The organism is Winogradskyella damuponensis (assembly GCF_039538385.1).
GTDB lineage: Bacteria > Bacteroidota > Bacteroidia > Flavobacteriales > Flavobacteriaceae > Winogradskyella > Winogradskyella damuponensis.
This window is the reverse complement of the sequence record NZ_BAABCB010000002.1, coordinates 133,775-146,562: the sequence shown is the minus strand read 5'-3', so window position 1 is coordinate 146,562 and position 12,788 is coordinate 133,775. Positions and strand designations below refer to the sequence as shown.

The 12,788-nt window shown below is 30.7% G+C and carries 14 protein-coding genes and 1 pseudogene; 9 read left to right on the top strand and 6 right to left on the bottom strand.

Annotated elements, in window-relative coordinates:
• Window positions 1–14: 14 nt before the first annotated feature.
• Complete coding sequence (locus ABD730_RS00800; RefSeq protein WP_334470597.1) at window positions 15–596, bottom strand: NUDIX hydrolase; 582 nt, start codon at window positions 594–596, stop codon at window positions 15–17.
• A gap of 120 nt (window positions 597–716) precedes the next feature.
• On the opposite strand from ABD730_RS00800, the gene pyrE reads away from it, so the two are divergent.
• Together pyrE and ABD730_RS00790 are read left to right on the top strand one after the other, a co-directional pair.
• A complete protein-coding gene (gene pyrE / locus ABD730_RS00795; RefSeq protein WP_334470360.1) occupies window positions 717–1,361 on the top strand; it encodes an orotate phosphoribosyltransferase in 645 nt (214 codons plus the stop codon).
• A gap of 84 nt (window positions 1,362–1,445) precedes the next feature.
• Window positions 1,446–1,841, top strand: coding sequence for an SRPBCC family protein (locus ABD730_RS00790; protein ID WP_215927727.1), 396 nt, complete (start codon window positions 1,446–1,448; stop codon window positions 1,839–1,841).
• On the opposite strand, the gene ABD730_RS00785 is transcribed toward ABD730_RS00790, so the two are convergent.
• Window positions 1,838–2,569: a biotin--[acetyl-CoA-carboxylase] ligase gene (locus tag ABD730_RS00785; RefSeq protein WP_344711888.1), complete on the bottom strand. Its 732-nt coding sequence runs from the start codon at window positions 2,567–2,569 to the stop codon at window positions 1,838–1,840. The genes ABD730_RS00790 and ABD730_RS00785 overlap by 4 nt on opposite strands.
• 94 nt (window positions 2,570–2,663) lie before the next feature.
• On the opposite strand from ABD730_RS00785, the gene rsfS reads away from it, so the two are divergent.
• The 6 genes from rsfS to ABD730_RS00755 all read left to right on the top strand — a co-directional run bounded on the left by rsfS (window position 2,664) and on the right by ABD730_RS00755 (window position 7,434).
• On the top strand, window positions 2,664–3,035 hold the full coding sequence (gene rsfS / locus ABD730_RS00780) for a ribosome silencing factor (RefSeq protein ID WP_215927723.1): 372 nt from the start codon (window positions 2,664–2,666) through the stop codon (window positions 3,033–3,035).
• Between the two features lie 17 nt (window positions 3,036–3,052).
• Entirely contained in the window at window positions 3,053–4,996 is a 1,944-nt protein-coding gene (ftsH, locus tag ABD730_RS00775) for an ATP-dependent zinc metalloprotease FtsH (protein WP_344711886.1), read from the top strand.
• A gap of 102 nt (window positions 4,997–5,098) precedes the next feature.
• Window positions 5,099–5,707 carry an LUD domain-containing protein gene (locus tag ABD730_RS00770; protein WP_334470367.1) on the top strand — a complete coding sequence of 203 codons (609 nt, stop codon included), beginning with the start codon at window positions 5,099–5,101 and terminating at the stop codon, window positions 5,705–5,707.
• Window positions 5,707–6,528 carry a phosphatidate cytidylyltransferase gene (locus ABD730_RS00765; protein ID WP_344711884.1) on the top strand — a complete coding sequence of 274 codons (822 nt, stop codon included), beginning with the start codon at window positions 5,707–5,709 and terminating at the stop codon, window positions 6,526–6,528. The genes ABD730_RS00770 and ABD730_RS00765 overlap by 1 nt, the downstream gene beginning before the upstream one ends.
• A complete protein-coding gene (locus tag ABD730_RS00760) occupies window positions 6,518–7,171 on the top strand; it encodes a phosphatidylserine decarboxylase family protein (RefSeq protein WP_215927715.1) in 654 nt (217 codons plus the stop codon). Before ABD730_RS00765 ends, ABD730_RS00760 begins: the two co-directional genes overlap by 11 nt.
• The gene (locus ABD730_RS00755; RefSeq protein WP_334470372.1) at window positions 7,168–7,434 is read left to right on the top strand and encodes an acyl-CoA-binding protein; all 267 of its coding nucleotides are present in this window, start codon (window positions 7,168–7,170) and stop codon (window positions 7,432–7,434) included. The genes ABD730_RS00760 and ABD730_RS00755 overlap by 4 nt, the downstream gene beginning before the upstream one ends.
• On the opposite strand, the gene ABD730_RS00750 is transcribed toward ABD730_RS00755, so the two are convergent.
• Together ABD730_RS00750 and ABD730_RS00745 are read right to left on the bottom strand one after the other, a co-directional pair.
• The gene (locus ABD730_RS00750) at window positions 7,435–8,346 is read right to left on the bottom strand and encodes a dimethylarginine dimethylaminohydrolase family protein (protein ID WP_334470374.1); all 912 of its coding nucleotides are present in this window, start codon (window positions 8,344–8,346) and stop codon (window positions 7,435–7,437) included.
• A 152-nt stretch (window positions 8,347–8,498) separates the two neighbouring features.
• Entirely contained in the window at window positions 8,499–9,785 is a 1,287-nt protein-coding gene (locus ABD730_RS00745) for a citrate synthase (RefSeq protein WP_215927709.1), read from the bottom strand.
• Window positions 9,786–9,960: 175 nt separating this feature from the next.
• On the opposite strand from ABD730_RS00745, the gene ABD730_RS00740 reads away from it, so the two are divergent.
• Window positions 9,961–10,716: a DUF481 domain-containing protein gene (locus tag ABD730_RS00740; RefSeq protein ID WP_344711879.1), complete on the top strand. Its 756-nt coding sequence runs from the start codon at window positions 9,961–9,963 to the stop codon at window positions 10,714–10,716.
• A 396-nt stretch (window positions 10,717–11,112) separates the two neighbouring features.
• Here the strand turns inward: ABD730_RS00740 and ABD730_RS00735 are convergent.
• Both ABD730_RS00735 and ABD730_RS00730 read right to left on the bottom strand, forming a co-directional pair.
• Window positions 11,113–11,229: pseudogene (locus ABD730_RS00735) on the bottom strand (cysteine peptidase family C39 domain-containing protein); the annotation flags it as partial.
• A gap of 176 nt (window positions 11,230–11,405) precedes the next feature.
• Window positions 11,406–12,749, bottom strand: a complete 1,344-nt coding sequence (locus tag ABD730_RS00730; protein WP_344711877.1) for a TlpA family protein disulfide reductase — start codon at window positions 12,747–12,749, stop codon at window positions 11,406–11,408.
• Window positions 12,750–12,788 lie beyond the last annotated feature (39 nt).

Sequence of the window (12,788 nt, the reverse complement as noted above, 5' to 3'; positions counted from 1 at the left end):
ATGACAAAACGCACTTAAACCAAAATCCGAATATTAGCATAACTATTCTCTAAAGCTTTTTGAGAGGCTTTAGCGTCTAACCATTCAACTTTAGTGATGCCTTCATTTTCTTGCGGAAATAATTCCCCATCAAAATCGGTTGTCATTTCAAACCAATACGTCACTTTAATTTTATGTTTACCATGTCGTTTAAAAATATGATATGTTGTTGGTAATGGTTTGGTAATTTTTAAACCTTCAACACCTGTCTCCTCTTCTACTTCACGTATAGCGGTTTCTTCAATTGTCTCTTTACGTTCCGCTTTTCCTTTTGGTAAATCCCATTTATTATTTCGGTAAATAAAGAGTATCTCATTTTTAGAATTGTAAGCTTTTCCACCACCTGCAACTACATTAGGCAAAAGCTTTAAAAACTTTTTGAGTAACTTATCTTCATTTTTATGAATTAAGTGTACGGCTTTCAAATCTGTATTATTTAAAGTTTTTATCACTTTACCAATATTTACAGATTTTAAAAGAAAGGATTTAAAATCAGTTTCTTTTTTTACTTCAGTAGTTAAAATTATAGGTTTATCACCTACATAAATAGTGTACATCGTTTGAGTTTGTTTCAACTTTCCTTTTGTAAATTTATTATTTTTTCTGAGAAACCATTTGAAATGAAATTTATTTTCGTTTAAAATTTTCTAACCTCGAAAAATCATTATTTTTGTACCATGATTTTTAACAAAGATACTGCCAAAAAAACAGCAGAAGTTTTATTGCAAATTAATGCTATAAAATTACAACCTAACGATCCTTTTACTTGGGCTTCTGGCTGGAAATCACCTATATATTGCGATAACAGAATTGTACTATCGTTCCCACCTATTAGAAACTATATTAGAGCAACAATTGCCAAGAACATTGAAGAAATCTATGGAAAACCAGATGTTATTGCAGGTGTTGCCACAGGAGCTATTGGTATTGGAGCTTTGGTAGCAGAGTATTTAAACCTACCTTTTGTATATGTAAGACCAGAGGCCAAAAAGCACGGTCGCCAAAATCAAATTGAAGGTTATATTGAAAAAGGACAAACCGTAGTTGTTGTTGAAGATTTAATTAGCACCGGAATGAGCAGTCTAAATGCTGTACAAGCATTAAAAGAAGCTGAAGTAAACGTAAAAGGAATGGTGGCTATTTTCTCTTACGGCTTTGATATTGCTAAAAAGAATTTTGAAGACGCTAATGTCGAATTGCATACACTTGGTAATTACGAAAACTTGCTAGAACAAGCTGTTGAAACGTTTTATATAACCAAAGACCAACAAGACATTTTAGCACAATGGAATGCCAATCCTAGTGAGTGGAACGCTAATTGATATAGCATTATAGTAAAATTGTTGAGTCGCTTAACTAACACGTTAAAACTTAACAACAAATAAAAACAACATAACACAATACTTATGAAATTAGAATCCCCAAAAGTAACCTTAGATAAATCAGCAGAAGAAACTTTTAATTTTCTTTCAGATGTTAAAAACTTTGAAAGTTTAATGCCTGAAAACATTAGTAAGTTTGAAGTTTTAGAAAATGATAAATTTCTATTCGCTTTAAAAGGAATGCCCGAAATTATATTAAAGAAAAAGGAAGCTGTTCCTTACAATAAAATCGTTTTAGGTGCTGCAGGCGGAAAATTAGACTTTGCTTTAATTGCTGATATTACAGAAATTGAGTCAAACAAAACCGATGTAAAATTAAATTTTGAAGGTGAATTTAATGCTATGATGGCAATGATGATTAAAGGCCCAATAAGTAAATTTATTGAGACTTTAACAACGAATATGAAGACTGAGATCTAATACAATAGTTTCACATCTTTAAGATCAAAGGTTCTAATAATCTCATCTTCTGTCCAAACTTGCAATTGACCACTTTTGGTCACTCCTTGTATAATTCCAGAGAAGCTATTATTGTTAGAACTTCTAAAAGTTGATGGTTTATCTTTTCTAAAAAGGAAGCTTTCATATTCCTCTTTGATTTCAGAATGATTATTAGACTCTAATATATTGAAATAGAATTTCATCTGTTTTAATATTTCAGAAAGCACTTCATCTTTATTATAAATTACTCCTGTTAATAAACTCATAGAGGAGGCTTGTGGTAAATTATCAAAATATTTCTGATTCACATTAAGACCAAATCCAATTATAGAGCCTTGTAAATTATTGTTTTTTATGACATTCTCTATTAAAATACCACATATTTTAGTGTCTGCTGACAAAATGTCGTTAGGCCATTTAATACGTAATTGTGGTATTTTAAAAACGCTTAACGCTTTAAAAATGGCTAAAGAAACAGCCATACTAATATAAAATTGCTCTTTAACATCAAAAGACTCTAAGCTCTTAAACACACTTACCGTAAGGCTCTTACCACTTTCCGCTTGCCATTCTGCTCCCATTTGCCCTCTGCCTTTTGTCTGTTTTTCTGCCACAACAACAGTGTAATCCTTAGGTAACGTAACCGACACTATATCCTTTAGATAGCTGTTTGTTGAGTCAATGGCATTAAGTTTGATTATATACATAAAAACGGAAAATTTATTTTATAGTTTTCTTATGATATTTAGAGCTTACAAGAACTAAAAAAATAATAACTTTGCACAAAATTAACTGAAATTAATGACGAAAGAAAAAATCAATCCAGACCAACTCATTACAACCATCATTGGAGGCATAGAAGAAGTTAAAGGAAAAGAAATTACAATTTTAGATTTAAGAGAAATAGAAAATACGGTTTGTGATTATTTTATTGTCTGCGAAGGATCTTCAAATACGCAAGTAAATGCAATCGTCAATTCCATCCAAAAACAAGTTAGCAAAACGCTTAAGGATAAACCTTGGCATGTAGAAGGTACCGAAAATGCCGAATGGGTTTTGATGGATTATGTTAACGTTGTAGTCCATGTATTTCAAAAACACATTAGAGAATACTACGATATTGAAAGTCTTTGGGGAGATGCAAAAATCACCCAAATAGAAACAAGTTACTAAAAAGAGAAACGCTTATAATGGCTAAAGACAATAAAAATTTAAACAAAAAACCGAAACTAAATCCGTATTGGATTTACGGAATTATCATTGCGATATTTATATCTATACAAATTTTCTCAGGTGGATTTGGAAGTTCTACAGGAAAACAAACTACTCCAACAGAGTTTTTTAACTATTTACGTAACGGAGAGGTTAAAAAAGTAGAAATTATTAATAACCGTGAGGCTCGAGTATATTTAACTAAAGAAGCACAAGCTTTAGATGTACACAAAGGTTCAAAACCAAATACAATTCTACCATCTGTAGCTGCAGCACCTAATTATAAATTCGAATTTGGTGATTTAAAATTATTCCAAGAAGAAATAAATGCTATAACAGCTGAAAATAATCTAGATGTTGCTGTAGGATTTAAATCTGAACAAAATGTATGGGGAGATTTATTACTTACATTATTACCTTTTGTTCTTATTATTGGTGTTTGGATTTTTATTATGCGACGCATGTCATCTGGAGGTGGCGGAGGAGCTGGTGGACAAATTTTTAATATCGGAAAATCTAAAGCTAAACTTTTTGACGAAAAAATAGATACGAAGACGTCTTTTAAAGATGTCGCTGGTTTAGAAGGCGCGAAAGAAGAAGTTCAAGAAATTGTAGACTTCTTAAAGTTCCCAGAAAAATATACTGCTTTAGGTGGTAAAATCCCAAAAGGTGCATTATTAGTAGGCCCTCCGGGAACAGGTAAAACCTTATTAGCTAAAGCCGTTGCAGGTGAAGCACAAGTACCGTTCTTTTCACTATCTGGATCAGACTTTGTGGAAATGTTTGTTGGTGTTGGAGCATCGCGTGTAAGAGATTTATTTAAACAAGCTAAAGAAAAATCTCCTTCAATTATTTTTATTGATGAGATTGATGCTATTGGTAGAGCAAGAGGTAAAAACAACATGTCTGGTTCTAATGATGAACGCGAAAACACGTTGAACCAACTCTTAACAGAAATGGATGGTTTTGGAACTAATACTAACGTTATTGTATTAGCTGCAACAAACCGAGCAGACGTTTTAGATAGCGCACTTATGAGAGCTGGTCGTTTTGACCGTCAGATTTATGTCGATCTTCCAGACGTTAGAGAGCGTAAAGAGATTTTTGAAGTGCATTTACGACCACTAAAAAAAGAAGAGACATTAGATATCGATTTCTTAGCCAAACAAACACCTGGTTTTTCTGGTGCAGATATTGCTAATGTTTGTAATGAAGCAGCTTTAATTGCAGCAAGAAAAGGAAAGAAGTCTGTAAACAAACAAGATTTCTTAGATGCCGTTGATAGAATCATTGGAGGTTTAGAAAAGAAAAACAAAATTATCACTCCAGCAGAAAAAAGAGCTGTTGCTTTTCACGAAGCTGGTCATGCTACTGTGAGTTGGATGCTTGAGCACGCTGCTCCATTAGTAAAAGTAACCATTGTTCCTAGAGGACGCTCTCTTGGTGCTGCATGGTATTTACCTGAAGAACGCTTAATAGTACACCCAGAACAAATGCTAGATGAAATGTGTGCTGCATTAGGAGGTAGAGCTGCAGAAAAAGTAATTTTTGATAAAATTTCTACAGGTGCTTTAAGTGACTTAGAAAAAGTAACAAAACAAGCGAGAGCTATGGTTACTGTTTATGGTCTAAGTGACAAAGTAGGAAACCTAACGTATTATGATTCTTCTGGACAGTCTGAATATGGTTTTACAAAGCCATATAGCGAAAAAACAGCAGAGCTTATTGATAGAGAAATTTCTGATATTATTGAAGAGCAATATCAACGTGCCATTAAGTTATTAGAAAATAATAAAGATAAACTCACCGAATTAGCAGAAGTACTTTTAGACAAAGAAGTTATCTTTAAAGATAATCTTGAAAAGATATTTGGTAAGCGTACTTTTGAAAATACGGTAATCTCAAACGAAGAGGAAGAATAACCTATATACAATCATATAAAAAACTTAAATTAACCCAATGTTAATTTAAGTTTTTTTATATTTGAAAATCACACAAACGACAGGATTAATCGCAACTATTGAATGAGCTTATTTCGTAAATTCTTCGGAAAAAAGTCTGAACAGACAGAAGAGCACATACCGAATCAAGAGCGTGGCAAATACATGCCAGAGGTTAAGCTACCTGTAGATGAACGCTTTACTATTAATTTTAAAGCCAATGGTGGTAAGTTTTTGTATTGTGAAAATATTGAAGAAGTTAAAGAAAGTTTTAACGCAATACTAGACGAAAACAATTGGCATAATGATAAAGTTTTCTTAATAGACCAACGCTTGTCTGAATTATTTAAAGATTTCAATCTTAATAGTACTAAAAATCTTTCAGAAAGTGCCTATTTTTTATCTACTTGCGAATATTTAATTTCTGATGATGGTTCTTTATTGATTTCTTCAAATCAAATTGCCGAAAAAAAATTAATTGAATTACCAGACCACTTCATTATTTATGCTACAACAAGTCAATTTGTAGAAACTATTGGAGAAGGTCTTAAAGGCATAAAAGCAAAAAGTAAAGCAACAATACCTACAAATATTACTACTATTAAGCACTTTAAAACTGCAGATGATAAAGACTTTTTAACCTATGGCAGCAGTTCTAAAAACTTATACTTACTCTTGCTAGAAGATTTATAATGAAAGAATTAGCTATAAGAGCCTTATCTGGTGCTGTGTATGTGGCACTTCTTATTGGTTCGCTTTTTGTCCAAGAAGCTACAGTTATACTTATTGGAATATTTGGTATTATCTCGCTTACAGAATTTAGCAAGCTCATTAAGCTTAAGTCTTTTATTCAATACATCGTATATTTTATTATCTATATTGGGTTTTGGTATGTTTGTTTACAAAATTTAACTATCACAGGAACTGATGAGGCCATTCAGATTTTATTAGTTATTACTACGTTTGTCAACCTCATTTTAATTAAAGATCTATTTACGTCAAAGAAAATCCCACTTTTTGAATCTAAACGCTATATAGCTACAACATTTTATTTATCTAGTGGTTTTGTCTTTATGCTTCTTATAGCAAACTACCAAAATGAATTCACTCCATTATTATTATTAGGTAGTTTTATACTAATCTGGATTAACGACAGTGCTGCTTATTTAGTCGGTAAGAATTTTGGTAAACAAAAATTATTCCCAAGCATATCTCCTAAAAAAACAGTAGAAGGTTTTTTAGGAGGATTATTTTTTGCATGTATATCTAGCTATTTTATTGCTAAATATACAGAAACTCTTGGTTTTACACCATGGTTAATATTAGCTATTATTGTTAGTGTTTTAGGCACTTTTGGAGACTTAATTGAGTCTAAATTTAAACGTCAAGCTGGAGTAAAAGACAGTGGAGCAATAATGCCTGGTCATGGAGGGCTATTAGATAGGTTAGATAGTATTATATTTGCGGCACCATTTATTTATTTATTTTTAAGAATTTTAAACTATGTTTCATAAAGAAGGGCATAAAATTATATTCATAACTCTAGTGATTGTTGTGGGTTCGTTTTTTTTAATTGATGGATTTATCACTAATGAATGGATACGAAAAGGGCTAATGCTAGCTATTTTGGTGTTCTTTATTCTTATTTTACAATTTTTCAGAAACCCAAAACGAAATACGCATGCTAACGAAAAGCAAGCATTATCTCCGGTTGATGGTAAGGTGGTAGTGATTGAAGAAGTTATGGAGAATGAAGTTTTTAAAGATAAACGTATTCAAGTTTCTGTGTTTATGTCTCCTATAAATGTACATGTTACGCGTCATCCAATCGCTGGAAAAGTAACATTTAGCAAGTATCATCCAGGAAAGTATTTAGTAGCTTGGCATCCTAAAGCTAGTGAGGAAAACGAGCGTACTACAGTTGTAGTAGAAAATGATGGTTTTGGTAAAGTATTGTATCGTCAAATTGCTGGAGCTCTAGCTAGACGTATAGTTAATTATGCCAAAGTTGGTACTAAAGTAGAACAAGGATCGGATTCTGGATTTATAAAATTTGGCTCACGTGTAGATTTATTTTTACCTTTGGATGCTGATATTAAAGTTGAACTTAACCAAAAAGTAAAAGGCGGCGAAAGTATCATTGCAGAAATGAAATGACTTCAGAACAATTAGACATAGAATTTAAGACTGCGGTAAATCGTGTAAACGATCATACTGAACCTTTTCCTGCCGATTTTTTATTACGCCTTTATGCTTATTTTAAAAAAGCAACTAATAATTATGATCGCCCTAGCAGTCGTAAACCTATTATAAATGCTTTTAAAACTAATGCCTTATTTCAAGTCAAAAACATCTCTCAAGATGAAGCAAAACAAGAGTATATTAATCTTGTAAACAATTATTTTCTATATCGTAAATAATTATTCCCTAATTAAAGGCATTGTAGAACAACGCAATAAACCTTCTTGTTTCGCAATTTCGGCATAAGGCACTTCCTCAACTGTAAAGCCTTTTTCTCTTAACCACGTATTTAATCTTGTGAAATTCTTTTCTGAAATAATAACGTCTTCAGAAATAGAAAAGACATTACTATTCATATTATACATTTCCTCTTTTGTAATTTCAAAGACATTATCTTTTCCAAAGAAATTTAGTAACCATTCGTATTCCTTTTCAACTAAAAAGCCATTTTTATGAAGAATGGCTTTATCCTTACCAATAGGTTGAAAACAACAGTCTAAGTGTAATGCATTCTCTTTTGGATCGGTGTTAGACTTACGTAGTTCAAAAGCCTTAACGGTTTTGTGAGGAAACAACTCTTGTATGGCTATAACGGCATCTGTATTAGTCCTAGCCGTTATATAATCTGAATAATCATCACCAGAGTAAGTACCAATAAAAATATAATCGTTCCAAGGCATTACATCACCTCCTTCTACGTGGCATTCTTCTGGCAGTACAATAATATTCTCCTCTCCTATTTTATTTAGCACATGTTGAATTGCTGTGTACTCACGTTCGCGATCTGGTAATATGTTTGCTTTTATTAATTTATCTTCTATTACAAAGGCGATGTCTCTAGAAAATATTTGATTATAATCCGCTATAATTTCGGGCCTAAAAACCGTTACATTATATTTTTTAAACACTTCTACAACAGCATCCATCTCCTTTATCATATCATCTTCTGTTGGATAGGTACCAGCTTTTATATGCTGTATGGATTTAGGATCATAAGCGTCTTCTATTGATGGTATAGGACCAATACTTTTGGCTGTACCAAGAATAACGGCTTTTAAACGTGATGTTTCGTTTTGTATGTTTAATTTCATGTGTTAATATTAATTGTTATTTACAGTCAAATGAAACAGCCTAATTACAATTTCATTAGAATAATAAACTATCTGTATGAGCATTTCATAAAGTTGCGCATAAAAAAAGCTCCATAACATAGATGAAGCTTTTATAAGTTTATTACAATCAATTATCTCTTATCAATAGCCTTGAAAGGTCTATATGTTTCACCAATATATAACTGTCTTGGACGACCGATTGGCTCGTTATTTCGTCTCATTTCTTTCCATTGTGCTATCCAACCAGGTAAACGACCTAAAGCAAACATTACGGTAAACATTTCTACCGGTATTCCCATAGCTCTGTAAATAATACCAGAATAGAAATCTACGTTTGGATATAATTTTCTATCTACAAAATATGGATCTTCTAAAGCTTCTTTTTCTAACCCTTTTGCAATATCTAAAATAGGATCTTTAATTCCTAAATCTGATAACACTTCATCAGCGGCAACTTTAATAATCTTAGCTCTTGGATCAAAGTTTTTATATACACGGTGTCCAAAGCCCATCAAACGGAAAGGATCATTTTTATCCTTAGCTTTAGCCATATATTTTTTGGTATCACCACCATCTTCTTTTATGGCTTCTAACATTTCTAAAACGGCTTGGTTAGCACCACCATGTAATGGTCCCCAAAGTGCAGAAATACCTGAAGCTAGAGAAACAAAAAGTCCTGCATGAGACGATCCTGTAATTCTTACTGTTGATGTAGAACAATTTTGCTCATGATCTGCGTGTAAGATTAAAAGTTTATCTAAAGCATTTACAAGAATTGGATTTTGTTTGTATTCACTATTTGGGCTCTTAAACATCATTTTAAGAATGTTCTCTACATAACCTAAATTATCATCACCATATTCTAAAGGTAAACCTTGTTTTTTACGCATCGTCCAAGCTACAATAACAGGGAACTTACCTAAAATAGTAACAATAGAATTATACATGGCCTCTTCTGAAGCTACATTTACAGAAGATGGATAAAATGCTGTAAGAGCACTTGTTAATGAAGACAAAACACCCATTGGATGTGCTGACTTAGGAAAAGCATCTAGTATCTTTTTTAAATCATCATCTACAACAGAATGTGATTTTATATCTTCATGAAACTTGTCTAACTCTTGTTTATTTGGTAATTCACCAAAAATAAGTAGATAAACTACTTCTAAAAAATCAGCTTTTTCAGCTAACTCTTCAATAGAATACCCTCTATACCTTAAGATACCTTTTTCGCCATCTAGAAATGTTATAGCACTTTTACAACTTCCTGTATTTTTGTAACCAGGATCTAAGGTAATAACACCTCCTGTTGTACTTCTTAAACTCTTAACATCTATAGCGACTTCTTTCTCTGTTCCTATAATAACAGGAAAATCATACTTCTCGCCATTAATTTCTAATGTAGCTTTATCTGACATATCTTCTTTTCGGGTTTTAATAAATTATAAGGATTGTAAATTTACGAAATCTCAAACGATTTAGAAAGTAGATTTATAATGGTTTTAACATTTAAAATAACTTCAATTTTATTCCTTGATGTTTCCTAATTAAAAGCTTAAAAAATCATGCTATTTTTGTGCTTATTTTACAGATATGAAACGTTTTTTTTTACTCGTTATATTAGTTTTTAGTCTTAACCTCACATACGCGCAAATTGTAAATGTAGAATCCTTAAGACGTATTTCTGATACATCAAAATGGTCAGGTTCTGCAAGTTTAGATATTGGACTTATAAAGAACACACAGTCCATCTTTAAAATCACCAACAGTTTGAGGCTTCAATACAATACCAGAAAAAACCTTTATCTTTTTATTAATGATTTAAAGCTTGAACAAATTGAAGACAATTCTTTTGTAAACAAAGGCATTCAACATATTAGATATAATAGGAAAATCACAGAACGTTTAAAGCTTGAAGTTTTTGCTCAAAGTCAGTATGATGCTATTTCTGACATTAAATTCAGAGGATTATTAGGTCTTGGACCACGGTTTAAATTGTCTAAAAGTAAAGATTACAGGTTTTATTTAGGAACATTATTAATGTTTGAACATGAAGAATCCTCTGACAAAACCATTGACATCCTAAGAGATTTTAGAGGTAGCGTCTATTTTTCTTGTAGTTTATATCCTTTAGAAAATATATCTTTAGTGAGTACAACGTATTACCAACCACTATTAAAACAATTCTCTGATTTTAGAATTTCGAATCAAACATCTCTTGGTATTAAAGTCTTAAAAAATCTACTATTTAAAACATCTTTCACTTATAATTTTGATGCCAATCCTATTATTGGTATTCCTAAAACACAGTATGAGTTGACCAATGGAATTGTGTATACGTTTGATTGAATTAAGATATAAGAGCGCTACGCTTTTAGAAACAAGAACAAAGACGCCAATGTTACTAACTGATGAAATGATGGCACAAATAGAACTAAGATAATTGTGGATGCCTACTAATTTTGGTTTAAAACTTATCTAAACTTATAAAAAATGCTGTATTAATCTCAAGTTCATTGGGATAATTTATCTCGTGTCTTTTTTCATTGAATTCTGTTTTCTTATTACAAGTGTATTTAATCTTCTCTAGAAGGTGAAAGTTTCACACGGTTATATGATAATGAGCATAATCTTAATAAATCTCGAATAAAAAAAACCATCTAGATGTAATCTTTTAGATGGTTTTGTATATGTTCAAAATATTTACTTGGATGGTCTGTTCTAATTATATATCTTTCTATACATTCACAAAACAACCCTAAAGAGCTTCTCTCTTGTGGTTTCATTAATTGATCTTAATTTCTGTAAGGAAATTGATTTTTTATAATATTTGGCAATAATTTTTAGGCAGATTGGACCACAATCTTTGTGATCTTTTTATTTGTAAAAACGAAAATTAGTCATTCAGTATTTTAATCAAAATACTATTTAAGAAAATATATTGTTTATGTTGCAATTAAAATTTTTGAATTATATGTTTATTGACAATACTCCTATATACAAATCGATTTATTTTTTTTTAAGAGGGAAAATTATTTCTATTCTGATATTTCAATTTTATTAATAATATCATTGAATTCCAAAGTATCATTTGGAGAGGGCGAATTAATCAAAACAACATTATTATTATAATCTAAAATAGCATAATGAGGAATAGTACTCACGTTAAAAAATGCTATTAAATGATTGCTTTGAGTTTTACCAATCACATATTGATTTTTATTCATACCAAATTCTTGTAATTCGGCAACTTTTTTTCTCCAACTTTCTTGATTCTCGTCTATTGAAAAATAATAGAATTCTACATTTTTATTCTGAATTAATTTTTTTCTAAACTCATGACTACTTTTAATTTCTTCAATACATGGTGCACACCAACTTGCCCAAAAATCAATTATTTTAATTGTATTGCCCTGATTCTTTAAAATATCTTTTAATGTAATTCTGTCTCCATCAATATCTAATAAAATAGAACCGTAAACATTTTCTGCTAATCGATTATTAATCTTATTTAATCGTTCATTTATTCTCTCTAACACAACTTTATATTTTTCTTCTTTTATTTGCGGCAAGTAAATCATAATTTTATCTTGTAGGTTCTTTGAATCTTTTGCAATCGAATGACTATCAAATTCAAATATCATTTTTGTAATCGCATATTCTTTAGTTTTACCAACCAAATTTTTATTGATTAAATCTAATTGAAAATCTAGTGATTCTATTGAATATATATTATTGCCAAATTTTTCTTCAGATACAATATTTAGATATTTTGTTAATGCAAGATAAAAATTCACATTATCATCTTGGTCATTTCTATTAAAATCATTGATAGATATACCTTTTAAATATTCTGTATAATTAGTTATGGCGCCTTTAGGAATGCTGTTCTGATTTAATATCCCATTGATATATTGAAATTTAAAAACATCTTTTATTTTATTATAAAATAAATCTGAAACATTTTTGTTTTTTGCATACTGATCTAAAAACTGTTGCTTATTTTTATAATAATTTTCATGAACTTTCTTATATTCAGAAATTCCAAGTTGCTCATTATATCTTGGGTAATTTAGGTTTAAATTATAAAGTTCTTTAAAAAAATTATAATGGGCTTCATTATTGCCATTAAAAGTTATTATACTATTATCCAATTTATAACTAAGCGTATCACCTGGAGTTACATATATAAAAAACGCAATTGAGCTAGGTTTAAAACTAGCAAACCTAAATAGTCTTGGTGATTCCAATTTAAAACTAAAGTTTAAATTTTCATCTTCATTCTTTGCTTTAAGCAAAAAAGACTGTTTATTAAATTCAATATGGGTTTCATCAAGCAATACTGATTCTATTAAAGTGTCTCCTGCTTGTTCTGCAAACAAGTAAACTTGCTTTGATGTTTCTATTAGTTTTGATGTTTC

Coding starts and splice junctions, on each gene's coding strand:
- ABD730_RS00785 (WP_344711888.1), bottom strand. CDS start 2,569: ATGTATATAATCAAACTTAATGCCATTGACTCAACAAACAGCTATCTA.
- ABD730_RS00800 (WP_334470597.1), bottom strand. CDS start 596: ATGTACACTATTTATGTAGGTGATAAACCTATAATTTTAACTACTGAA.
- ABD730_RS00750 (WP_334470374.1), bottom strand. CDS start 8,346: ATGAAATTAAACATACAAAACGAAACATCACGTTTAAAAGCCGTTATT.
- ABD730_RS00790 (WP_215927727.1), top strand. CDS start 1,446: ATGAAATTAGAATCCCCAAAAGTAACCTTAGATAAATCAGCAGAAGAA.
- ABD730_RS00760 (WP_215927715.1), top strand. CDS start 6,518: ATGTTTCATAAAGAAGGGCATAAAATTATATTCATAACTCTAGTGATT.
- ABD730_RS00770 (WP_334470367.1), top strand. CDS start 5,099: ATGAGCTTATTTCGTAAATTCTTCGGAAAAAAGTCTGAACAGACAGAA.
- ABD730_RS00755 (WP_334470372.1), top strand. CDS start 7,168: ATGACTTCAGAACAATTAGACATAGAATTTAAGACTGCGGTAAATCGT.
- ABD730_RS00740 (WP_344711879.1), top strand. CDS start 9,961: ATGAAACGTTTTTTTTTACTCGTTATATTAGTTTTTAGTCTTAACCTC.
- ftsH (WP_344711886.1), top strand. CDS start 3,053: ATGGCTAAAGACAATAAAAATTTAAACAAAAAACCGAAACTAAATCCG.
- ABD730_RS00765 (WP_344711884.1), top strand. CDS start 5,707: ATGAAAGAATTAGCTATAAGAGCCTTATCTGGTGCTGTGTATGTGGCA.
- pyrE (WP_334470360.1), top strand. CDS start 717: ATGATTTTTAACAAAGATACTGCCAAAAAAACAGCAGAAGTTTTATTG.
- ABD730_RS00745 (WP_215927709.1), bottom strand. CDS start 9,785: ATGTCAGATAAAGCTACATTAGAAATTAATGGCGAGAAGTATGATTTT.
- rsfS (WP_215927723.1), top strand. CDS start 2,664: ATGACGAAAGAAAAAATCAATCCAGACCAACTCATTACAACCATCATT.